General features: G+C 41.9%; 14 protein-coding genes. 9 read left to right on the top strand and 5 right to left on the bottom strand.

The genetic code is table 11. The features are described 5' to 3' along the window. Positions 1-72: 72 nt before the first annotated feature. Positions 73-6,309, bottom strand: coding sequence for a PAS domain S-box protein (locus tag ACL6C3_RS21390; RefSeq protein WP_413161064.1), 6,237 nt, complete (start codon positions 6,307-6,309; stop codon positions 73-75). A gap of 332 nt (positions 6,310-6,641) precedes the next feature. On the opposite strand from ACL6C3_RS21390, the gene ACL6C3_RS21385 reads away from it, so the two are divergent. From ACL6C3_RS21385 to ACL6C3_RS21365, 5 genes are all read left to right on the top strand, one after another. Continuing rightward, positions 6,642-7,499, top strand: a complete 858-nt coding sequence (locus ACL6C3_RS21385) for a sensor histidine kinase (RefSeq protein ID WP_413161063.1) — start codon at positions 6,642-6,644, stop codon at positions 7,497-7,499. Positions 7,500-7,574: 75 nt separating this feature from the next. Further along, positions 7,575-9,302 (top strand): EAL domain-containing protein, encoded by a 1,728-nt coding sequence (locus ACL6C3_RS21380; RefSeq protein WP_413161062.1) that lies wholly within the window; start codon positions 7,575-7,577, stop codon positions 9,300-9,302. A 36-nt stretch (positions 9,303-9,338) separates the two neighbouring features. Continuing rightward, positions 9,339-11,024: an EAL domain-containing protein gene (locus tag ACL6C3_RS21375; protein ID WP_413161061.1), complete on the top strand. Its 1,686-nt coding sequence runs from the start codon at positions 9,339-9,341 to the stop codon at positions 11,022-11,024. A 91-nt stretch (positions 11,025-11,115) separates the two neighbouring features. Continuing rightward, a complete protein-coding gene (locus ACL6C3_RS21370; protein ID WP_413161060.1) occupies positions 11,116-12,234 on the top strand; it encodes an ATP-binding protein in 1,119 nt (372 codons plus the stop codon). A 90-nt stretch (positions 12,235-12,324) separates the two neighbouring features. Beyond that, complete coding sequence (locus ACL6C3_RS21365; RefSeq protein ID WP_413161059.1) at positions 12,325-13,419, top strand: response regulator; 1,095 nt, start codon at positions 12,325-12,327, stop codon at positions 13,417-13,419. Positions 13,420-13,471: 52 nt separating this feature from the next. On the opposite strand, the gene ACL6C3_RS21360 is transcribed toward ACL6C3_RS21365, so the two are convergent. After that, a complete protein-coding gene (locus ACL6C3_RS21360) occupies positions 13,472-15,487 on the bottom strand; it encodes a sensor histidine kinase (protein WP_413161058.1) in 2,016 nt (671 codons plus the stop codon). A 436-nt stretch (positions 15,488-15,923) separates the two neighbouring features. Here ACL6C3_RS21360 and ACL6C3_RS21355 point away from each other — a divergent pair, with 436 nt between their 5' ends. Further along, entirely contained in the window at positions 15,924-16,172 is a 249-nt protein-coding gene (locus ACL6C3_RS21355; protein ID WP_413161057.1) for a hypothetical protein, read from the top strand. Between the two features lie 78 nt (positions 16,173-16,250). On the opposite strand, the gene ACL6C3_RS21350 is transcribed toward ACL6C3_RS21355, so the two are convergent. Beyond that, a complete protein-coding gene (locus ACL6C3_RS21350; protein ID WP_413161056.1) occupies positions 16,251-19,391 on the bottom strand; it encodes a PAS domain-containing protein in 3,141 nt (1,046 codons plus the stop codon). A gap of 172 nt (positions 19,392-19,563) precedes the next feature. On the opposite strand from ACL6C3_RS21350, the gene ACL6C3_RS21345 reads away from it, so the two are divergent. Beyond that, a complete protein-coding gene (locus ACL6C3_RS21345) occupies positions 19,564-19,773 on the top strand; it encodes a hypothetical protein (RefSeq protein WP_413161055.1) in 210 nt (69 codons plus the stop codon). A 307-nt stretch (positions 19,774-20,080) separates the two neighbouring features. On the opposite strand, the gene ACL6C3_RS21340 is transcribed toward ACL6C3_RS21345, so the two are convergent. Beyond that, on the bottom strand, positions 20,081-20,734 hold the full coding sequence (locus tag ACL6C3_RS21340) for a glycoside hydrolase family 108 protein (protein WP_413161054.1): 654 nt from the start codon (positions 20,732-20,734) through the stop codon (positions 20,081-20,083). Between the two features lie 215 nt (positions 20,735-20,949). Here ACL6C3_RS21340 and ACL6C3_RS21335 point away from each other — a divergent pair, with 215 nt between their 5' ends. Next, positions 20,950-23,133, top strand: coding sequence for a tetratricopeptide repeat protein (locus tag ACL6C3_RS21335; protein ID WP_413161053.1), 2,184 nt, complete (start codon positions 20,950-20,952; stop codon positions 23,131-23,133). A gap of 105 nt (positions 23,134-23,238) precedes the next feature. Further along, complete coding sequence (locus ACL6C3_RS21330; RefSeq protein WP_413161052.1) at positions 23,239-23,499, top strand: hypothetical protein; 261 nt, start codon at positions 23,239-23,241, stop codon at positions 23,497-23,499. Positions 23,500-23,603: 104 nt separating this feature from the next. Here the strand turns inward: ACL6C3_RS21330 and queC are convergent, their stop codons facing one another. Next, positions 23,604-24,290 (bottom strand): 7-cyano-7-deazaguanine synthase QueC, encoded by a 687-nt coding sequence (queC, locus tag ACL6C3_RS21325; protein WP_413161049.1) that lies wholly within the window; start codon positions 24,288-24,290, stop codon positions 23,604-23,606. Between the last annotated feature and the right edge of the window lie 106 nt (positions 24,291-24,396).

The following is a 24,396-nucleotide window of genomic DNA, read 5'->3' as shown; positions in this document are numbered from 1 at the left end:
TGTACTGTTTTTAATAGACTTCAAGATTAATCTACAATTTCTGACTGATATTTTCCGAATTAAATAGATAAATTAATATCGTTGTCGATATTGCAATTCTGAGAAGGTCAAGTTAAATGTGGTTCCATTTCCGCGAATAAGTTCGATATTTCCTTCTAACTGAGTGGTTAAAGTACAAATCAATTCCATTCCGAGAGAATCAACATTATGAAAGTCAATATCCTCAGGAAAACCAATTCCATTATCTTTAACAGTCAGACTCACTAAGCCTTGAGAATTTTGATGGAGTTGTAACCAAACCTGACCCGTCATTCCCTCGGGAAAAGCGTGTTTAAAGACGTTCGAGATTAACTCGTTAACAATTAACCCGCAGGGATGAGCGGTTTCAATGTTTAAGAAAATTGGATCGATTTCCGCTACAAACTCTACCCGTTCATCAATCCCACTATAAGATTCTAGCAGATGATCGATGAGTTGTTCTAAGTATTCTCCAAAATTTATGCGGTATAAATTTGTTGATTTATAAAGTTTTTCATGGATTAACGCCATTGAAAATACCCTGTTTTTGCTGTCTTCTAAGGCTTGAATGAGTTGAGGGTCGTCAAAGTAATCGGATTGAAACTCTAACAAATTGGCGACTACAAATAGATTATTTTTGACCCGGTGATGAATTTCTTTGAGCAAGACTTCTTTTTCTCTCAGAGAGTTTTTTAACTCGATTTCGTCTTGTTTGCGTTCGCTAATATCCCGATACATCCACAGATGTCCCTGATATTGCTGTTCGATTTTGATGGGAACATAATCCCGTTCAAAGGTTCGTCCGTCTGCGGCTTTTAGTTCTTCATTGGTGACGATTTTCTCTTGATTAATAATCTCTTGGTATCGTTGGATAAACTGATGTTCTTCGGGAAACAAACATTGATAATTTTCCTTCAAGTCTTCAAAATTATGTCCGGCTATCGTTTTCGGATCGACCGGGATTTCTAATAAATCACAAAAGGTTTTATTTGCCAAAACAATCTGTTGATTTTCATCTTCGACCAAAACTCCAAATTGCAAGTTTTCAATTAAGGTGCTGAGACGAGAAGTTGTGGCGAGAAGTTGTTCTTCAATCTTTTTGCGTTCGGTAATATCAATCCCGACCAAAATCGCCGCTTGATCTCGATTATATTTTTGAGCAACGAGTAAATAAAATCGCTGTTCATTCCCGACGGTAACTTCTAAAGTCCGCTGACGAGTCCGACTATTAAAATCTCTAAAAAACTCTACAAAAAACTGACTAAACGCCGACGAATAAGAATCTAAAAAGCCAATTTTTTGACCGATAAAAGCTTCTGGGGATAACTTCATCGCTCTGGCGAGTTGACGGTTAACTCCCAAATACCGCAGTTCGGAATTTACCCAAGAAACAAACCCCGGAACCGCATCGAGAACCGCTTGTAATTGTTCGTTTGTGGCTTTTAGCTGAATTTCTGCTTGTTTGCGTTCGCGAAGCGCTGCTTGTCGATCGCTAATATCTTTCATAAAGCAATGATGACCGTTAAATTCTCCTCGCTCATCGTAGGCGCTGATCATTGTCACTTGCTTGTCAAAATAGGAACCATCTTTCCGAACTCCCCGGGTTTCGACTTCTACTTTTCCGGTTTTTAACATTTGTTGATAGGCTTTATTTAAACGTTCAATTTCATCGGGATGAACGGTATTTTGCCATTCTACACCGACCAATTCTTCGGGTTCATAACCGCAAAGATGAGCGTAAGCACGGTTAACGGTAATATAACGACCTTGGGGATCGAGTCGAGAGATTCCCTCTACTGCATTTTGCATCGCATTCGTGAGTTCGCGCAACTCCATTTCGGCTTGTTTTTGATTGGTAATATCGTAGTTAATTCCGGTCATTTTCAGGGGTTCACCTGCTGAATTTCGTTCGACGAGAGCATCGGCTTTAATATAGTGAATGATACCGTCAGGATGCACAACTCGAAATTCAATATCATATTCTTTTTCGCCTCGCAAGGCTTGTTGAATTGCAAAATTAGCTTGCTCTTGATCGTCGGGATGTACTCTTTGTTTCCAGCCTTCATAAACATTCTCGAAATCTGAGGCTTGAATTCCGTAGAGTTCGTACATTCGCTCATCCCAAGTTAAAACGTTATTGACAAGATCTAATTCCCAAATGCCAATGTTTCCGGATTTGATCGCCAGTTGTAAGCGTTCAGAAAGCTTGGTGAGTTGTTCTTCGGCTTGTTTGCGATCGCTAATATCTATCCAATACCCAATAATTTCTAAGGGTTTACCCGCAGCATCTCGGACTAATTTTAACTGATCATAAATCCAGTGATAAGTTCCATCCCCGTGTAGAAAACGGTATTCGTGGCTGTAATATCCTTGCTGAAATAGAGAAGCTAATCCGATGCTTGAAATGCGAGAAACATCCTCAGGATGAAGATGCTCAAACCAGAATCCATCTTTGAGGATTTCGGTTTTATTATAACCTAAAATCTGGGAAACATTATCGCTCACAAAGGTTGTTCGATAATCTCCTTCTGCTTCAATACTGTAGAGAATACCGGGACTGGAAGATAACAAATATTGTAGTCGTTCCTGACTCAATAATAAAGCTTCTTCTGCTTCTTGGCGTTCTTGTAATTCGGTTTGTAGTTGTTTGTAGAGTTGAGATTGTTGAATGGCGATTCCCAATTGACTGGCGAGTTGTTTGAGCAAATCAATGTCTTTGGATAGCCATTTTCTCGGACTCGAACACTGATGAACAATCAACAATCCCCACAGTTTATTTTGCTGAATAATCCCAACCGCAACTTTTGCTTTCACTTGAAATTGCCGTACAAAATCCACCAAACAAGGTAAAATATTCTCCGTGTCAACATTAGAAATAATCCCCACTTTACCCCGAATATAATCGTCATAAATTTCTTGGGGAAAGGTTTCTTCGGGGAAGGTTTGATCGAGGATGCGAGTCCAACCGGGATTCACCGCTTCGGCGATCGCCTCTCCAGTTCCGTTGGGATAAATCCGATAAATTAAAGCGCGATCGGTTTCTAAAACCTGCTTAACTTCGTTAACAGTTGTATTGAGAATTTCATCGAGATCCAAAGATTCTCGAATGCGTTGAGTTAGGGTTTTAATCAGTTGTTCTCGTTCAACTTGTTTTCGCAGTTGTTGTTCGGCGAGTTTGGACTCGGTAACATCATTTTGAATCCCTAAAAAATGGGTAAGATTTCCCCGTTCATCGTAAATCGGCGAAACGTTTAATTCATTCCAAAATAAACTTCCATCTTTGCGGTAATTACGAAGAACAACCGTACAGCTTTCTTCATTTTTGAGTGCAGTTCTTAACCGTTCTATTTCGGGTTGATTGCCATCCGAACCTTGCAGAAAACGGGTGTTTTTACCGACAATTTCTGAGGATGAATATCCGGTAATTTGTTCAAAAGCGGGATTAACAAAAATAATCGGATGATCTTCCAAACGAGCATCAGCCAAAACAATTCCATTGCTACTGGCGGCGATCGCTTTTTCGCTCAAACGTAATTGTTCTTCTGTTTGTTTGCGATCGGTAATATCCGATGCGGCGCCGAGGGTTTGTTTGGGTTTTCCGTCTGCGGTGCGAGCAAATAGGGTATCTCGACTCAGCAACCAATGCCAATTTCCATTTACATCCCGAACTCGATACTCAATTTCGATAATTTCATTATCATTGGCGGCGTCAAATTTGAGGTGGTGTTCTGGAAATTTACCTAAATCTTCGGGATGAATAATCGTGGCAAATAGTTGATCGCCCAGGTCTTGAATTTGTTGGCAAGTATAGCCCAAAATAATCTCTATTTCCCGATTAACATAAATATTCCGTTGTTCGATAATATCGTAAATATAAATAATATTTGGCGTAGCATCAGCCACACTTTGAATAAAGTGCTGACTTTGTTGAAGTTCGGCTTCAGTTTGTCGGTGTTCTCGAACTTCTTGTAAAAGTTGGTGATTGGTTTGTCGCAATTGGGCGGTGCGTCGTTCTATCCTTTCTTCTAACTGTTGATTAAGATTTTGTAGGGCGAGTTCCGCTTGTTTGCGTTCACGAAGTGCAGCTTGCTGTGCGCTAATATCGGTAATTGTCCCCACATAACCGACAATAATTCCGGTGGAGTTGTATTCTGCTGTGGCTTGACCATAAACCCAGGCGGTGGTACCATCAGAACGCAGAAACCGATATTCACACTGAAATTGTTTGTTTTGTTGGGCGGCTTCATACCATTGTTGAGAAACCTGTTCTCGATCTTCGGGATGAATAGCTCGACTCCAACCGCTCCCCATTGCTTCAGAAGGACTCAAACCGGCGATCTCGCACCACCGTTGATTCACATAGAGACATTCCCCTTGAGTGTTAGTATGAAATATCCCCACAGGAGAAACTTCGGTGAGGGTGGCGTAGCGTCTTTGGCTGGTTTGTAGCTGTTGTTCAAACTGTTTGCGATCGCTAATATCACGGGCGACTGCATAGACGACGCCTTCTTCAAGCGGTGTTGAAGTCCACGATAACCAACGATAGGAACCGTCTTTACATCGGTAGCGATTTTCAAAATTTCGAGAGGGAATTCCTTCGCTTAAAATTTCTAATTCGGATTCGGTTTTGTCTCGATCTTCGGGGTGAACAAAGTTAGATAAGGGTTGAGATAATAATTCGGCTTCGCTGTAACCGAGTAGGGCGGAAAATTGGGGGTTGATGCGTTTAAAATAGCCATCCGATCCGGCTATACAGAATAAATCAACAGACAAATTAAAAAATTGATTAAATTCTTTTTCTGTGTCTAATCGGGTGACGGTGGAGGCGATAATATTGGCGATCGCTTGTAGGAAATTAATGTCGTCGGGTGAGAAAGTTCGCGCTTGGGGCGAGTAAACGCCTAACAGTCCAAACGGGCGATCTTTTCTGGGAATAATGACTGTTACTGCGCTGATAATATTGGTATTGTCAAGCAAAAAAGTACCCCGAAAGCGGGTTTCTATTCGTAAGTCGCTAACAATTACGGGTTCACCTTGGCTGAGGGTATAACCTGCGATGGTTTGGGGACTCGCGGAGAGGGTTTGTTTGATTAAATCACGACGCCACCCGACTCCATTTCTGAGTAATAAGGTGGTTTCGTTGGGAAGAAGTTCGAGAATGGCGCTGTATTGAATGTTTAGGGTTTGGGCGACTAGACTAACAGCTTGATTGAGTAAAGTATCGAGTTCAGTTTGACTGATGGCTTGTTGACCCAGTTGGGCGATCGCTTCTTGTTGTTGGGTGCGAATTTTTAGTTGGGTTTCGGTTTGTTTTTGTTTGATAAATTCTTGTTTTTCTCGTTCGAGTTGATCGACTTTTTGCTGTAAAATTTCGACGGTCGTATAAAGTTCAACCGGGTTGAGGGGTTGCAGTAGGGAGCTAGTGGTTACTAAACCTAAAAGTTCGCCTTGATCTCCGGTTACAACTAACTGAGAAATTTTATGTTGTTGCATTTGTTGATGGGCGTTCCACAGAGTATCGCTAATTTTTGAACAAAAAAGCGGCGCACTCATCACGTCTTTGGCTTGTAGGCTATCCAAATTTAAGCCTAAAATCAGAAACCGAACGATGTCTTTTTCTGTTACAATACCAACAGGAATTTTTAAGCGTTTGGGATTGGAAACATCGAAAACAGTTTGAGTTTCAGTAATGACAATACAACTGACTCGATGTTGAGCCATTAACTGTACAATTTCTAATAGGGAAGCGGTGGGAGGTGCATCGATGACTTGAGAATTTATGACCTCGCTGACCGAGCGCAATTTTAGCAGATTGGCCGGTTTGAGGGCTTGGTTCAGGCTTTGTTGAGTGATTACACCTAAAAGTTGATCTCGATCGTTGACAACGGGAAGATGACGAATTTGATGGGTTTTAAATTGTGACAAAACTGTGAAAATCCCCTGGTATTCCGCTTCAGACAATACCCGAACTTGTGGGGTCATTACCTCCGCAACGGGGGCTTGAGAAAGGCTTTTTCTAGAAGCGGTTAGCCGGACTAGATCTCGCTCTGTTAAAATACCAACTAACCGATCTTTTTCGGTAACTAAAGCGTAGCTACGGGTTCTCCCCGCACCGAAAGAAGTTTCAGAAGAAGTTGATGGGTTGATGTTGCGATCGCCCTCTGCACTCTGATTCATTTGAGCCAAAACTTCTAAAACCGAAGTGTCTGGCGCGACCAGAAGGGGTCTGCGTTCTAGAATTTCTTCTAAGTTTATGGAATAAATCGGCAAAGGATCGGGTTGTATGACCATTGCTATCGCTATAGTATCGGTGAGTTGAAACTGAGCTTATATTATTCGATCTAGTTTAACTTTACCCTAACCTAACAGACTTGAGTTATTCAGGAATTTAGGCGGGTTACAAATTTTAAATTTAAGGCGAGGGTATTGAACTAAAATAGAAATAAGAGTTTGAGGTAGCCTGCCCGAGAGGTATTGAGTCCGGAAATCTCTCGAATGTTATATTGTCTGGAGATCGGGTTCTGGATTTCTCTCCCCGGCGTTTTCTTCAAATTCAACTCCAGTTTTGTTCAAAATCCTGCAATAAACTTATTAAATTTTAAAACTTGATCATTGATGAGACTATGACTGTGGAAAAAAAATATTTTGACCGGGTTGATCCTTCCTCACCATCCCGAGAGGATTTACTACAAATTATAGCTCAACTCCAAGCTGAAAAACAAGAAATGCTCGAACAACATCATCACCAGATGAAACAATTAGAGGAGGAATTAAACGAGTTAAAATCCCGCTTTATTACCACAGTTTCTCACGAGTTTAGGACGCCGCTCACCACCATTTCATTTTCGGCCGGACTCCTGGAAAACTACAGTAATAAAATCTCCGAGCAGAAAAAACAGACTCATTTTCAGCGAATTAAGCAGGGAATAGAGCAAATGACCAATTTACTCGAAGATGTTTTGATTGTCGGCAAACTCGAATCCGGCCATTTAGAAATCAGTTTAACACCCGTTGATCTCGAAAAGTTTTGTCGCACTCTGGCCGAAAAAATGCAAGCAAAAACCGATAAACATTCGATTGTTTTTAATTCAGAGGGTTTGAATTTTCAGGGAATATTTGATGAAAACATACTCAGGCAATTGCTCAAAAACCTGCTGTCTAATGCCATAAAATATTCACCGGATGGGGGCGAGATCCAATTGAACCTAATCTGTGAAAATAATCAAGCAATCTTTAGAATTAAAGATCGAGGAATTGGCATTCCCAAAAAAGATCTGTCTCGCGTGTTTACCAATTTTTATCGAGGCACCAATATCGGGACGATCTCGGGGACGGGTTTGGGATTATCTTTGGTCAAAAAAATCGTCGATTTACATCAGGGTGAAATTTCGATAGAGAGCGAAGAAAATGTCGGGACAGAAATCCGAGTAACGCTTCCTTTAGAAAGCTCTGTACTCAATAAAGTTTTTAACTGTAGTTAAATTGAAAACCCTTTAAGTTGGAAAAAAAACGCTCAATCGATGGTTAATTTTAGGCCCTTTATCTGAAAAAAAACAATGAAAAAAATTTTAATCATAGAAGATGAAGAACTGATCAGAATCAATATTAAAGAGTTGCTGGAAGTCGAAGACTTTGAGGTGTGGGAAGCCGAAAATGGAGAAGTGGGAATTAAGCTGGCTCAACACCATCAACCGGATCTGATTTTATGCGATGTGATGATGCCTATTTTAGATGGATATCGGGTGTTAGAACAATTGCGTCGTCATCCGCTCACCGCAACAATTCCCTTTATTTTTATGACCGCTTTAACGGATCGAAGCAATACCCGAAAAGGGATGGAACTCGGCGCCGATGATTATATTAGTAAACCCTGCACCGCTACAGAACTTTTAAAAGCAATTACAGTCCGCCTAGAAAAACATTCACAGGTCAAACAGCACTACGAAAGTCAAGTTCAGAAAGTTCAGGAAGAACTCCAGAAATTAATCTACATCGATCCGATCACCAATTTACCCAATCGTTTGGCGCTGCGAGAAAAATTTGAGCAAATTAAAGAAAGCATTAGTGATGAAAAACGTCAAATCATCGGGGTAATTGCTGTCAATATAGATCGGTTCAGACGAATTAATGAAGCTTGGGGATATGAAGCGAGTAATAGTCTTCTAAAAGCCGTCGGGGAACGGATGACTTCTCAGTTGGGTTCGAGGGCAAAAATCGCCCACTTAAATGAAGAAAAATTTGTTCTGATCTTAGAAGCCCTAGCCGATGAGGAGCAGGTTTTTCAGATTAGTAAAAATATTCTCAAAAACTTGTCTTTACCCTTTTTTATCTATGACAAAGAAATTGGCGTAAGCTTTAGTCTGGGTATCGCTTTTTATCCGAGAGATGGAGATGAAATCGATCAACTGTTGCATCGAAGTCAACTCGCGGTCTATTACTCTCAGCAACAGGGCGGAAATCGCTATGAATGTTATCAGGAAACTTGGCAGAGGAAAGATGACGATCAAATCGCTTTAGAAAATGACCTCAGACGGGCGTTAGAACAAAATGAATTTCAGCTTTATTATCAGCCAAAAGTGGATTTGAAAACGGGTCAAATCATAGGTGCAGAAGCTTTAATTCGGTGGATAGACAGCAAACGAGGATTTGTTTCTCCGGGTGTTTTTATTCCGCTAGCCGAGGAAATCGGCTTGATAGAAGCGATAGGAGAATGGGTGCTGAGAACGGCTTGCAAACAAACAAAAGCATGGCACAGACTGGGTTTAAAAGAAATGCAAATTGCGGTGAATTTATCCGGGCGTCAGTTCAATCTCCCCGATATTCGCCAACGGGTTTTAGAAGTTTTACTGAGCGAAGGTTTACCCCCTTCTTGTTTGGAATTAGAGTTAACCGAAAGTTTTTTAATAGAACATGAAGATAGTTCGATTCAAAAGCTAAACCGTCTCAAGGCGTTGGGGTTACAAATTGCCATTGATGACTTTGGAACGGGGTATTCTTCATTGAGTTACTTACAACAATTTCCCTTTGATGTGTTGAAGTTAGATCGGTGCTTTATCCAAGATATTAATCAAAATCAAAAAAATCAAGTGATTGTAGAAGCGGTGATTAAAATGGCTCACGAGCTTAACTTGCAGGTGGTGGCTGAAGGGGTAGAAACTCAAGCCGAATTAGAGTTGTTGCGACAATATCAATGCGATATTATTCAAGGTTATTTATTGAGCCGTCCCTTACCTCCTCAGGACTTTCAAAACTTAGTCGAAAGTAATAAATACTTAATCATTTAATAAAACGAACTCTTGAATTTTAAGGACTTTAACAAAATGACTAAAATTTTAATCATAGAAGATGAAGAAGCGATCCGAGAAAATATTGCTGAACTACTAGAAATTGAAAATTTTGAAGTTCAGATGGCTAGCAATGGAATGCAGGGATTAGAACGGGCAAAACATATCATTCCTGACTTGATTTTATGTGATGTAATGATGCCAAAACTCGATGGCTATGAAGTCTTAACGGAATTAAGAAAACATCCCGAAACCGCCAATATTCCCTTTATTTTCCTGACCGCCAAAGCGGAACGAACCGATTTGCGACAGGGGATGAATTTGGGTGCAGATGATTATTTAACTAAACCTTGTAGTAGCGAGGAATTATTAGAAGCAATTGCGGCTCGACTGCAAAGAAATGCTCAACAACAAGAACAAGTTAAACAGTTAGAACGTTACGATCAACTCACCGGTTTACCCAACTTATTGGCTTTAAGCGAAACCAACGGTTATTTACAACAAGCGATCGCCAAACGGGACAATTCCAAAAGTTTGGTGCCGTTTTTGTTACTGGGTCTAGACCGATTTCAGCGGGTCAATGAAGCCATTGGTTATCAGAATGGGGATTTTATTTTTAAACAGTTAGCCGAACGTTTTAATCAATTTTTACGGTCGGTTGATCGCACGGTTGTCGCCCGTTTGAACGGGGATGAATTCGGAATAATTTTACCTCCCGTTTCTCAAAATTTTGAGTTAGATAGTATTGCTCAATCTCTGCTCAATTTAATCAGTCAACCCTTTCAAATTGGCGGAAAACTGATTCCGATTACCGCAACGATTGGGATTGCTTTTTATCCCCATGCTTCCAGTTTAGAAGAGTTGCGACGACAGGCGGGTATTGCGATGGGAGAAGCCAAAAAACTCGGCGGAAACCGCTATAAAATTTATACTCGTCCCCTGTTTGGTTCCGATCTATCCCAACAATTTCAATTAGTGGCTGATTTTCGCCAAGCGTGGGAACGTCAGGAATTAAAAATATATTATCAACCCCGAGTCGATCTTCGCAGACGAAAAGTTATTGGTGCGGGAACGGCTATTTATTGGAATCATTCCCAGTTGGGAGAGATTTCTCAACGCCAAATTTCTGATTTAATCGCCGAATCCGGTTTAACTCTAACGGTCGGTGAATGGATGCTAAAAACCGCAGTTCAACAAATCAAATCTTGGCAAAAGTCGCGACTTTCTTTGCAGGTTGGTGTTCCCTGTCCCGAACCGTTATTTACTGATAACTCTCTGATGCAAAAGCTGTCGAATTTCTGTGAAGAATTGGGCGGTTATCCGACGGGTTTAGAATTAGAAATTTCTGCCGATGTGATTGCAAAAACTAAAAATTTGAATGCGCTGGCGGCTCAATTAATGAACATCCAACAACTGCAAATTAAAACGATCATCAGTCAGTTTAATTTAGAACACGCAACGATTAGCTATTTAGGAGAACTCCCTTTAGATGGCATCAAACTCGATTCTAGCTTAATACAAACCCTTTCCATCAAATCAACTGTAATTGAAATGATCGCCTCTATTGCTCAACGTTTAAAACTGAAAGTGATAGCAGATGGAGTTGAAACCGACGAACAACTCAGCCTGTTAAAAAAACAAAAATGTGATCAAAGCCAGCAGGTTTCATTGGTTTCGGTTTCCGAGCTTCAGCAACTCTCAAAAAAATGGTCAATTTTATGAGGGCTTATTGTTTTTTTCACCTTCACTAATTGTATCATAGAATAGAGATATAAATTTCAAGTTTTCACAAAAAACATAAAAATGAGTTCCCATGAGCGAAGTTAAAATTTTGATTGTCGAAGATGAGCTACTCATTGCCAAAGGATTAGCTCGAAAATTGCAAAAGTTGGGCTACGAGGTTGTTGATATTGTGTCATCGGGTGACAAAGCCATTGAGCGAGTCGCCGAAACCCAACCCGACTTAGTGTTAATGGATATTGTCATCAAAGGCGATATGGATGGCATTGAGACGGCGGAACTGATACACAAACGTTATAATATTCCGGTCATTTATGTCACCGCTTATGCCGATGATAGCACCCTAGACCGGGCCGAAAAAACGGGTTCCTATGGCTATTTATTAAAGCCGTACAAAGAGCGAGAACTGCACGCAACGATCAAGCTGGCGCTGCGAAAACATCAAGCCCAATTGGAGGTGGAAAAAAACTTAGAAAAGGTGCAGTTAAGCAAAGAAGAAAAATCGCGACTCTTATCGATAGCTTCTCACGATTTGCGAACGCCTTTATCGGCGATTCAGATGTCGGCAGATCTGTTAGAAAATTACGACCAAAAATTAACAACTGATAAAAAAATCAAACATTTTCAACGCATCAAATCGGCGATTAAAAACATGAATCAGTTGCTTGAAGATGTGCTGATGTTGAGCCTCACCGAATCGGGGAAAATGGTCTTCAAACCCGCACCCGTTCCGTTGAAAGAGTACGCCTCAAATTTGGCTGAAAGTTTTCAAGCGATACTCACCGAAAAACACAGTCTGGAGTTTAACTATAACGGCGACAATCGGGCAGAATTAATGTTAGATGAAAAGCTCCTCAATCATATTTTGGGAAACTTACTTTCTAATGCGATCAAATATTCTCCCGATGGGGGTACCGTTAACTTTGATATTACTGAAGAAACGGAAAAAATCGTCTTTCGCGTCAAAGATGCGGGGATCGGACTTCCCCCCGAATATAAAGATAAACTGTTTCAAGCCTTTGAACGGGCCGCGAATGTGGGTGATATCAAAGGAACCGGATTGGGTTTGTCGATTGTCAAACAAGCGGTAGATCTGCACGGAGGCCAAATTACCGTTGAAAGTGAATTGGGAATGGGAACCACCTTTACTGTCATCATCCCGAGGGTTGAATCTTCTGAAAATCAGAGTTAAAGTGCTGATATAATAGAATCAGTAGAAGCCGTTTCGGTTGTCTACACGTTGAAATTTTCGCGGTGTCTTTCAGAGCAAATCTAAACAATTATGAGTAAAATTTTAGTCATAGAAGATGAATTTGCCATTCGAGAAAACATTGTTGAACTGTTAGAAATTGAAGATTTTGAAGTTCTCAGTGCCGAGAATGGCCGGATTGGATTTCAACAGGCAAGCGAACATTTACCGGATTTAATCCTGTGCGATGTGATGATGCCCGAACTTGATGGCTATGGGGTTTTAAGCGCCTTACGGTCTAACCCAACAACGGCGACCATTCCTTTTATTTTCCTGACGGCTAAAGCCGAACATTCCGATATTCGTCAAGGAATGGGTTTGGGAGCAGATGATTATTTAACTAAACCTTGCTCGGCTGAAGAATTATTGGAGGCCGTGAAAACACGCCTAAAAAAGCAGGAACTCTTTGAGAAGCAATCTCAATTAAAACTGGATGAATTGCGGCGCAGTATTACCCATTCTTTACCCCATGAACTGCGAACGCCCCTAAATGGGATTCTGGGAAATGCCGAACTCTTATTGTTAGAATTAGAAGACCTCGACGTTGACGAAATGCGAAAAATGTTAGAAGATATTCGCGCCTCAGGTCAACGCCTGAATCGTCTGATTATCAACTTTTTACTCTATGCTGACTTGGAACTCATTGCAACAAATAATCAGCGAATTCAAGCCTTACAAAAAAGTTCGGCGAGTTCGGTCGATTCCCTGATTTCTGAAGCGGCAAAAGAACAAGCGCGACAGTTTGAGCGAGCAGGGGATTTACAGCTAAAACTGCAAGATTCTCCGGTACAAATGGCCGCCACTCGGCTGGCTAAATTGGTCGAAGAATTGGTAAATAATGCGTTTAAATTCTCCGAACCCGGTACACCGGTTGATGTGAAAAGTCAAGTCGAAAAAGATAGATTTATTCTGTTTGTTATCGATAAAGGACGGGGAATGACACCGGAAGACATTCAACAAATCGGCGCTCATTTACAGTTTGAACGCAAACTTTATGAACAACAAGGCTCCGGAATGGGTTTAAGTATTGTCAAGCGTTTGGTGGACTTACACAACGGAAAATTGATGATTGAAAGCGAACCGAATCAAGAAACAACGGTGCGAGTTGAACTCCCAACAGCGGGTTAAGTTTGAGGCTAAACTTATAAATTCTTAATTATAAATTCTTAATTGGAAATTCTTAAACGGGAATTCGCGGACAATATTTGAGTTCATAAAATCTCACGGTGAATAATGTTCCTCTTTTGCGTTTCAACTCAATTGTTCCTTCTAATTGTTGAGTCAGGGTGCAAATTAACTCCATTCCTAAAGAATTGACTTGACGAAAATTTACCCCTTTAGGAAAACCCACACCATTATCTTTGACACTCAAAACCACTTCACCGGAACGTTCTTGATGAAGTCCTAACCAAACGTCGCCCCCTCCAGTCTCGGGAAAAGCGTGTTTAAACACATTCGAGATTAATTCATTGACAATTAAACCACAAGGATGGGCGGTTTCCACATTTAGGAAAACCGGTTTAATTTTTAGATGACATTTAATTTCATCTTCGGTTTGATTGTAGGACTCAAAAAGATTCTCAACTAATTGTTCGAGATAACTGGAAAAGTCTATTTGATGAAGATTAGTTGAACGATATAACTGTTGATGAATTAATGCCATTGAATAAATGCGGTTGCGACTGTCCTCTAAAGCTTGAATCAGTTTCGGGTCGTCAAAATAATCCGTCTGAAATTCCAAGAGGTTGGAAACCACAAATAAATTATTTTTGACTCGGTGATGAATTTCTTTTAGTAATGTTTCTTTTTCTCGCAGGGAAATCTTGAGTTTATTTTCTACTTTATGCCGTTCTTCGATTTGTTGTTTGAGTTCTTTATTTAAACGCAATTGAGTTTCAGTATTTGCGGCTTCTTGGTCAAATGCGGCTAAAATTCCATCCGCCATCTGATTAAACATCAAAGCGAGTTGACCAATTTCATCGGTTCTGCTGACCTGCGCTCTAACTTCTAAATTCCCTTGAGAAAATTCTTGGGTTTTTCTTTGCAAATCTTTTAGGGGTTTGGCAATAAGCCGCGCCAATGTTATCGAAAAAAATAAGGTTAACAGAATGATTAAAACAAACAGCGAAATTTGTCGCTTGATTGACCGATTAATTAAACCTAAAATTTCTACTTCGGGTGTTCCTCGAACTAAAATGACGGTCATGTTTTCCCGAGTATTCGTCAGGGTTTTCGCGGCTACTGTATACTGACTTCCCTCGATAAACATCCGTTGGGTGACGGTTTTTCCCTCCCCCGCAATGACTTCGCTTAAAATGTCGGTATTCGGAAGGGAAATATTGTTCAGATGGTTATCAGGATTATGATTGTGATGCTGACCAAAGTCGTGACTTTCTAAGTCGAGTAAAGAAGCGGCGAGGACAAATTCACCGTTGGGTTGTTGTAAATAAATGGCGTGGTATCCTCCTCCAATGGTAAATACACTTCTATCGAGAATTGAATCTTTCCCCGTGATTAATTTCGCCGACACCAAAACCCCTTGAACTTCTTCAGTTTCCCAGGTGGTGACGGGAGTAAATATATATTGAACGAGTATATTTTTTGAGGGAGATAAAGAGGAAAAATCTGGAAATTTATTCTTAATTTCTTGAGCATTAACGACTTGATTAACGGCGATTTTTTCCGAGCTTGAAAAAACCGATCTGACGAGGTTATAAGGATTAAAAATGTCCCCGATGCGTTCCGGTTGGCTTCCCGCAATAATATTGAGGTCTTTTCCCACTAAAAAAGCTTTCTGTGCGGTTTCAGAATTCAGTTCAGTATTTTGGAGAATTTGATTGACTCGCTCCTGTAATTCGGGATTAATTGTGAGGTTCTCATTATACTGTTCCGCCGCATTAATAATTGCCATGTTCTCGGCTTGGGCTTCAGCAACAGACTGAGCCTGCTCAATGCTATTAATATAAATATTTTCGACGGTCGCCAGTTCAGCTTTCGCTTGATCGCCGAGTAACTCTCCGGCTTCATCTCGCTCGACATAAACTTCGATGACGGTAAAGCCCATAAAAACAAGAATATCGAGGGTTAATAACACGGTCACTAACTTGCTGAGAATGGGCAAATTCTCAAACCATTGTACCCCAAACCTTAGGCGAGGTGAGGATAAATTTTTGCTCTTTTTTTCTCGAACTAACACAGATTCCTGTCCTATCTTGTGTGCGATAACGTACTTTAACCCCGATCTCAGATTCAAGGCTTCTCTCCCTACTATACTGAAACTTTTAAGCTAAAAAGCAGAAACAGAAACAACGCCATCTATTTTATCAATTTCTTGACCCGTTCTGACCATCAACCCAAATCTTATCGATAGGAAAGGGTTGGAGTCTCAACTAATTTTTATTATATAGTATGGGTTTAACGTCCCCAAGGATTCAAATGTTCTTTACAATTGCTATCTCTTATTTTTAAGTTCAATAAAAATCAATCCAGATTGTGAAACTCCTGTGAATTCCCTTGAAAAAGTAGACATTTCAGGAAAATGTGCTAAATTCTTGTAAGCCTGCGATCGCTTTTGAGGAAAGACTCAGACGTTGGCGATCGCGGACTTGACGAGCTTTCATTGTGAGGTTAAAATGAGCGATAAAAAAATTACCACAAAAGCGATTAGTTTAGCGTTATTATTGGGTTTGATGGGTCCGCTGGCCGGTTGTGAAGTTGGCGGCGATGGGGGAGAAGGGGGCGAAGGCGGTGAAGCCGGAGACACCACCGAAGAAATCGCACCTGCGGGCGAAGACGCCGAAGACCCTGAAGACGACGAAGACGACGAAGACGCCGAAGACACCGAAGAAGGTGGAGAAGGCGGCGAAGGCGGCGAAGGTTAATCCGTTTTTCGGGTGGGTTAACTGAGTTTAACCCATCATCAAAGAAGCCTAATCTTATTGAAAAGTCTTGAAAATTAATTAATAGCGCTGACGGTACTGCAATTCTTGAAAGGTCAATTCAAACGTCGTACCATTATCCCGAATCAATTCTATCGTCCCCTCAAGCTGATTAATTAACGTACAAACCAATTCCATTCCCAAAGAATCAACCTGACGAAAATCGATATCGGTAGGAAAACCAACCCCATCATCAGCAACAGTTAAAGTCACAATATAATCTGAATTTTGATGCAATTTTATCCAAATCTTCCCGGAACGATTATCAGGAAAAGCGTGTTTAAAAGCATTAGAAACCAACTCATTCACAATCAACCCACAGGGATGAGCGGTTTCCAAATTTAAAGAAATCGGTTCAACATCAACCTCCAATTCTATTAAATTTGAATCCGAATCATAAGATTCCATAAGCTGACTAACGAGATCTTGAATATAATCGCCAAAATCTATTTTATCCAATCCCGTCGATTGATAAAGCTTTTCGTGAATCAACGCCATTGACTCGATCCGCTTCTGACTTTCTTGCAGAATTTTAATCACTTCGGGATTTTCTGTATAATCGGTTTGAAACTCCAAAATATTAGAAACCACCAACAAATTATTCTTAACCCGATGGTGAATCTCTTTCAATAAAACTTCTTTTTCCTTAAGAGAAGTCTTCAGTCGGCTTTCCGTTTCGTTGCGTTCAATAGCGGTCGCTAAAATATGAGCCACACTTTGGAGAAAATAAACATCATCCCGGTTAAAAACCCGCTGTTTGGAAGTATAAGCCGCCAAAATTCCAAAACAAGTCGTGCGACTTTCAATAGCAATACTCAAACCATAAAAATTAGAATGGCGATCAACCCGAGGAAAAGCAATCGGCGCTTCAACTAAGTCTATTTTAAGATCTTCTGATGTTGTATTCTCGCCCGCTTGTGAATCTTTAAGTTGAGGATTGGGGGGTAAAGTTTCGGTGAATAATTGAAGTAAAGCCGGATTTTGAATGGGAACCTCTAGCACCTGGGCGGACTCAACATTTAAACAGCGAGCCACTCGCAACACCGCCTGTTCAATTAGCTGATTATAATCAATTCCCGAGAGCGCTTTTTGTCCGAGATCGGCAATAATCGCCTGTTGGTACGCTTTGGCTGCTATTTGATTTTGAATTTGCTGGCGTTGGTTAATTTCGTGGCGCAATTTTTCATTGGTTTGTTGCAATTGTGCGGTACGTTGTTCAACCATCGCCTCTAACTGTTGATTAAGCTGTTGAAGTTCGGTTTCAATTTGCTTGCGTTCGCTAATATCGGTCAACGTTCCCACAAAACCCTTAATCATACCCCAATCATCAAATTCGGGAATTACCTGTGCAAAAACCCAAGTGGTAATTCCATCCAAACGGTTTAATCTATACTCCAACTCCAGAGGTTGATAATGATTGCGAGTCATCAACCAAGCTTCTTCGATACTGGGGCGATCGCTGTGATGTATCATCGAAAGCCAATCAATTCCGAGAAACTCGCGAAAAGGTTGTCCGACAATTTCGCTCATGCGTTCGTTAACGTAAAGATAATGACCGGCGATATCGGTGCGAAAAATCCCCACAGGGGAGATATCCGCCAAGGTCGCCAACTGTCCCTCACTTTCTTGTAACGCTTCTTCAACCCGTCGGCGCTCGGTCATATCTTCGGCTAAACCGACGATGCGGTAAACCTTCCCGGAGTCATTCTGTACGGGAAAACTGCGGGTCCAAATCCAGCGGATATCTCCATCGGGGCGAATAATCCGAAATTCCTGATTAAAATTCCCCTCCTGAAATTCCTCTAACAGAGTATTTTCAACTTTCTGTCGATCTTCGGGATGGATCATCTCGATCCACAGGCGGGGATTTTCATCTAAACTGTTGCTGTAAATTCCCCAAATTTGTTCAAAGGCGGGGCTAACATAAAGCAGTTCAAACCCATCGACGGACCAAATAAAAAAGACTTCCCGAATGCTTTCGGCTAACTGGCGAAATTTTTGTTCGCTGTCGCGCAGTTGCTTTTCTGTGAGTTCCCGTTCGCGCAAAACTTGTCTAAGATTGGTATTAACTTTCTGAAGTTCTGCGGTGCGTTCGACGACCCGATGTTCGAGGGCGGAGGTCAGTTGTTGTAAAGCGAGTTCGGCTCGTTTGCGTTGGGTAATGTCTTGGGCGACCCAAACGACTGTATCTTCTGAGAGGGGGGAAATCTTGGCGCTAAACCAAAATACGCCTTGTTTGCTGTTGAGGCTATATTCAAAGCTGATCACTTCTTGGGATTGTAGCGCCTGTTGAACGGGATGAATAAAGCGTTCGGCTTCAGTTTTTCGAGAAAAGAGTCGGATGGTTTCGGCAATGATTTCGGGATGGGTCGGACAAAATCGGCTCGGCGGTGTGTCGGTAATTTCCAGGGTTTCGTTTTGCAGGTGAACGATTAAAACCACATCGGTTAGGGCGGCGAGAAAGGCTCGAATTTCTTGTTGGGATGAGCGGAGTTTGCGATCGATGCGTTGGATGAGTTGGCGTTGATTGATGGCTTGTTGAATGCGTTGATGGGCGGCGTTGAGTTGGGTTTTGCATTCAAAGAGTTCTCGTTTTAATTGGTTTTCGCAACGGTTGTCTTCAAACGGGGAATTTTGGGCATAATCTGAGGTTTTCCCGTCTTCTATCCATCGCCGGATCGCTTCGATGTTGTTTGGGGAATTAATCGGTTTGAGAACTTTTAAAATACTGTTGGCTGTAATTATTCCCCGAATTTTTCCTTGAGAATTTAACACGGGGATTTGGTTGATTTGATGCTGTTGCAGAAGTGATAAAATGTTATAAATATTGTTAGCCTGATCTTCGGTGATTGTCAGTAAGGGTGCGATCATTACCTCGGCGACTTTGAGATCGGCTAAATTTTTTCCGGTGGCGATCGCTTGAATAATTTGATGTTCTCCCAAAATCCCCACACAGCGGTCGGCTTCGATTACCAGCATACACCGAGAATCTGCGATCATATTAGCTGTGCGATCGTCAGATAACTCTGTTTGCGGGTTTGTGGGAGTTGCCATCAGTGTAACCGCTTGCTCAACCGACTGACTGGGTGTCACGCTCAACGATACCGGAACAACGATCTCATCGAGACTGGCTGAATCAAGAGAAAGGGGATTCAAAAACATGGGTTTCGGGGAACTACCTCAGTGCAAGGGTGAAAATTTTGGGATTTGCTACTCTAGTTAGTATTTATAATTTTGTCTAGTTTAAACGGGCAATTGCCATGTTAATATCAAGTGTAAATGTATTTTCCTAATCCGGGGCATTTTTATCTAATTTTTTCCGAAGATTTTTGAATTGAAAGGCGGAATTCAAGTGTATTCGGCTTTCGGCCTGCAAGCTTTACAACAACTTTATCCTGATACGGGGTATAATGTCTTTCTCAAAGATGAAGTTTGGAACCGACCACACCTCGGCATCAAAAAGCGTTACAACAGGCAAATGATCGCGATCGCTGTTAATTATTATACCCGCGATCGCTTATGTTTAGTGCCAGTGTTCGATTAAAAACCCGGTTTCTCAATAGAAACCGGGTTTTTGGGATGTACCTTTGCAAGAGCGCTATAACTGATATAAACCCGCCCAAAATCGGTGTAAGGGCGGGTTTACCCGGGTTATTGATAACAGACATACATCTTCGCGGAGGAGCGCCCCAGATTGTGGTGGGGGCGGGTTTACACAGGTTATTGATAACAGACATACATCTTCGCGGAGGAGCGCCCCAGATTGTGGTGGGGGCGGGTTTACACAGGTTATTGATAATAGACATACATCTTTGCGGAACCCGCCCCTACAAAAGTGTTGCCTGTTTTAATTAATTTTGAATTTTTTCAACGTAACCCCAGAGACTATAATCACGACTCAACCAACCGTGAAAAAATGCCATTTGACTGGGATTTTCTTGCACCCGTTTGTAGCGATAAAGAATGCGTTCATTAACCATTTGTAGGGCGGTATATTTGTTATTTCCGCGTCTGAGCGCATCAATGGTTGCAGCATCAAAAACACCGGTTTGGGGTAAACCCAAAGATTGTTGGAGAAAAGTAATCGAGTTTTGAATGCCAAAATTCACCGCAGTGTCAAACATAACAATAGCCAAAGCCGGGTGCATTTTAGCCGACTGGGAAGCATCCCAATATCCCTGATAAATTTCTAACAGTTCGGCTTCCGACATTTGGGTAACATCAAGCGGAGGTAAACCCCGTCTGGCTCGATAAGCATTGTACTCGGTTTGGATAATTCCCCGATAGGTACGACCCCCGAGATCGGCGGGATGATCGCTAAACCCGCCTTCAAAATACAGCGTAAACGCTAAAGCCGCATCAAATAAGCGTTTTTCGTAGTTGTTTTGAGCCTGTGCCACGCCCAAGCGCCCCAGAGGTACGGCAACCGTCAAGCTTAACAACACGATAGCGCGAATCAGGTTAGATTTGAGAGATTTTCGACCGTTAGGTTGAATCAAGTTCATGGTAAAACTTTCGGTTTCAATGGTAGAGTATTTGGGGTTCAGTTCGTCCAACTTACAGATTGGCTGGTACGGGCTGCAAAATTTGTAAAACTCTCGCCTAAGATAACAGAATTGGGGACTTTTGCCTACACTATGAGTAAATATCCTGAAGATCTGGTCAGGCGAACCCAAATCCAGATAAACTTTTATTTGACCTCCCGATCAAGACTGTGCTGATGGCTTCTGATTTCAGTTCATCGTCGGCTGACCCCAATTCTAATAATTCCCCCGAAGCGTTGACTCTACAGGCTGAAATTAGCTACGCTCAGGGTAACTTTGCTGTGGCGATCGCGATCTGTGAGCGGGCGATTTTGTTACAACCGAGTTGGGCGCCGGCTTATGTAACGTTGGGGAATGTCCGACAAGCTCAAGGAATGCTGGATGCGGCGATTCGGTCCTACACTCAGGCGATCGATCTCGATCCCAATTTAGCGCCCGCCCATGCCAATTTGGGCAGTATGTATTACAAACAGGGCTTGTTGGAGGAGGCGATCACTTGTTATCGTCAAGCGTTAGCATTAAAGCCGGATTTTGCTGCGGTTTATTGGAATTTGGCGATCGCGTTACGCAAGCAGGGAAATGAACAAGAAGCCCAAATTTGTGAACAAAAAGCGGTTGAATATCAACCCGAACTCGCGGGAGCCAATTTCTTGTTTAATCAAGGGAATAAGTTCGCCGCTCAGGGAAAATTAGATCAGGCTCAAAAGTCTTGGGAAACTGCGATCGCTCTCGATCCCAATCTGGCGGAAGCTTACTGTCAAATTGGGATGATTTTACGTTATCGGGGTGAACAAAAGCAAGCGATTTCTCGGTTTGAAAAGGCTCTGGAACTCAAGCCGAATTTGGTGCCGGCTCATCAGCATTTGTGCGGTATTTTTCGAGATTCTTCTAATTTGGCTGCGGCTCGTCAAGCGGTGAATCGTTATCGACAATTGTGTAGCGAGACTGACCCGATTATGACGGCGATTTATTCGATTAGTACCCATCAAGTCTCGGGTTTAAATCAGATTGCCAAAGATCAATTTTTGCAGTTAGAATCCCAACTCGATACCCTCCTCAACCGCACGACAGAAATAGAAATTCGTTCGCTGTATTCTAATTTCTTATTTAGTTTGCCCTATTTGCGGGATAATTTAACCGAAAATACGGGTTTAATTCAAAAGGTGTCCGGGCGATATATCGAACAAATTCTGCAAGCCAACCGCAGTTTTTACTTTTTAGAATATTCTCAACCCAACCCGGAAAAGGGGTTAAAAATTGGCATCATTTCCAGTCATTTTAACCGTCACGCCGTCGGCTGGTGCAGTTTGGATGTGATTCGGGCTTTATCTCAAATTACCCCGGAAATTTATCTCTATTTTACCGACCGACCCAAAATTGACGATCGCACGGCTCTTTTTCAACACATTTCTCGCAAACTTTACGAACCCAAACGTTATCCCAATGGTTTACCGGATGCGAGGGAAATTACCGAAGAAATTCGCCAAGATGAGATTGATATTTTAATCGATTTGGATGCGATCAGTATGCCCATTCACACGGAAATTCTCTACGCTCAACCCGCTCCGGTTTGTTTATCTTGGCTCGGGTTTGATGCGCCTTATCTTTCGGAAAAAAATTACTTTTTGTGCGATCGCCACACTCACCCGGAAGGACGCGAAAACTATTATACCGAAAAATTGGTGAGAATGCCGGATAGTTTTGTTGCGGTTTCTGGATTTCAAAGAATAGTGGTTAATCGGGAAAATCTTCGCCGAGCTTATCGCATTTCTTCCCATCAAATTGTTTATCTGTGCGTGGCGCCGGGGCGGAAGTTTAATCGGGAGTTAGTTGAGGCTCAAGTGGCGATTCTCAAACGGGTTCCCAACAGTATTTTAATTCATAAAGCGGCCGGAGATCAAGAGGTTTTTAAAAGTGCTTATCAACAGGCTTGTGAAGCTGCGGGGGTGAGTTTTCATCGGGTGAAATTTATTGCTCGATTTCCCACCGAAGAAGAACATCGTCAGGTGTATGCGTTGGCGGATGTGCTGTTAGATTCTTATCCTTATAATGGGGGAACTCACACGTTAGAGGCGTTGTGGTTTGATGTTCCGGTTGTGACTCGCAAAGGCGAACAATTTTTATCGAGAATGGGCTATTCTTTTTTGCAAGGGGTGGGGGTAGAAGCGGGAGTTGCTGAGTCTTGGGAAGATTATATTGATTGGGCGGTTAAATTGGGAGAAGATGAGGGGTTGCGAATGTCGGTGAAAAATAAGCTTATCGAGGCGAAAACCTCAGGAAATTTGGCGTCGCTATGGAATCCGACTTTATTTGCTCAAAATTTGTATAATATTTGTGCTAAACTGTTAAGCGATCGCTAATTTTATATATAACATCTCCCTCTAGGATGAAGTTGTTATCGGCGGTTTTGAGTTACTCTGGAAGCATATTTTTAAGTTCTACTGGGCAGGAGAGGGGTAAAATTGATGTTGATTAGATCCACCCCAACTAAAGATCGTGTCGGGCGAATTGTGGAACTGTCTAAGGGGATTAAAATCTATACGGATATTGGCGAACAAAATATTATGCTTTTGCGGTTGGGCTTTGCAGGTTATCCGGTGAATTTGAATTGGAGTTTGTCGAAATTATTGGCTTGGAGACAGGGATATCAATTGCGAGAATATCTATTAACGGGGAAGATGATTGTGCGAGAAACAGATTCGATGTTAGTTCCTAGCACTATTTAATGATTGTGATGTAGGGGCGGGTTCTGCCCATATCTTGACGACCACTCCGAGATTGAGTTAAACCCGCCCCGCAACCACCAGAACAGGCATTAATCAACCGGATATCATAGAACCCCGTCAGCATAGGGAATGGGATCGGTTAATCCCAGTTGTTGAAACGCAGCTAACCGCAGTTTGCAAGAATCACAAACGCCACAGGCTTTTTCTTCTCCGGCGTAACAAGACCAGGTTTTTTCCCAAGGAACTCCTAATTTATTTCCCAGTTGAATTATTTCTGTTTTTTTGAGATGAATTAATGGAGAATAGATCGAGATTGGATTTCCTTCTCGGCCTTGTTTGGTTCCCAGTGTAAACACCTCTTGCATGGCGGCGATGTAGTCGGGACGACAATCAGGATAACCGGAATAATCCAAAGCATTGACTCCAATATACACTCGACTGGCGTTAACAGCTTCGGCGTAGCCCAAAGCAAAGCTTAAAAAGATGGTATTGCGGGCGGGAACGTAGGTAATGGGGATATTTTCGCCCATTTGATCGAGTGAGCGATCGCGAGGTAAGTCAATTTTACCATCGGTTAAGGCCGATCCGCCCCACAAACTCAAGTCAAATTTTACCACCTGATGTTGGACGACGCCGGCACTTTCGGCGATGTGTTGGGCGGACAGAAGTTCCCGTTGATGGCGTTGTTGATAGTCGAAGGAAATGGCGTAACACTGGCAGCCATCGGCTTTGGCCTGATAGAGAACGGTTGAGGAATCCAATCCCCCCGATAGTAATATAACAGCTTTCACGATTTTAGGTTTTTGTTACTATTACTGTTAAGCGATCGCTAATTTTATAGATAAAGTCTCCTTATTCTTAAATGGGAATCTGGGAGAACAATTGCAAGAACATTTA

Source organism: Capilliphycus salinus ALCB114379 (assembly GCF_047276495.1).
GTDB lineage: Bacteria > Cyanobacteriota > Cyanobacteriia > Cyanobacteriales > Microcoleaceae > Capilliphycus > Capilliphycus salinus.
Note: the sequence above shows the minus strand (reverse complement) of the source record. Positions and strands in the feature narration are given on the sequence as shown.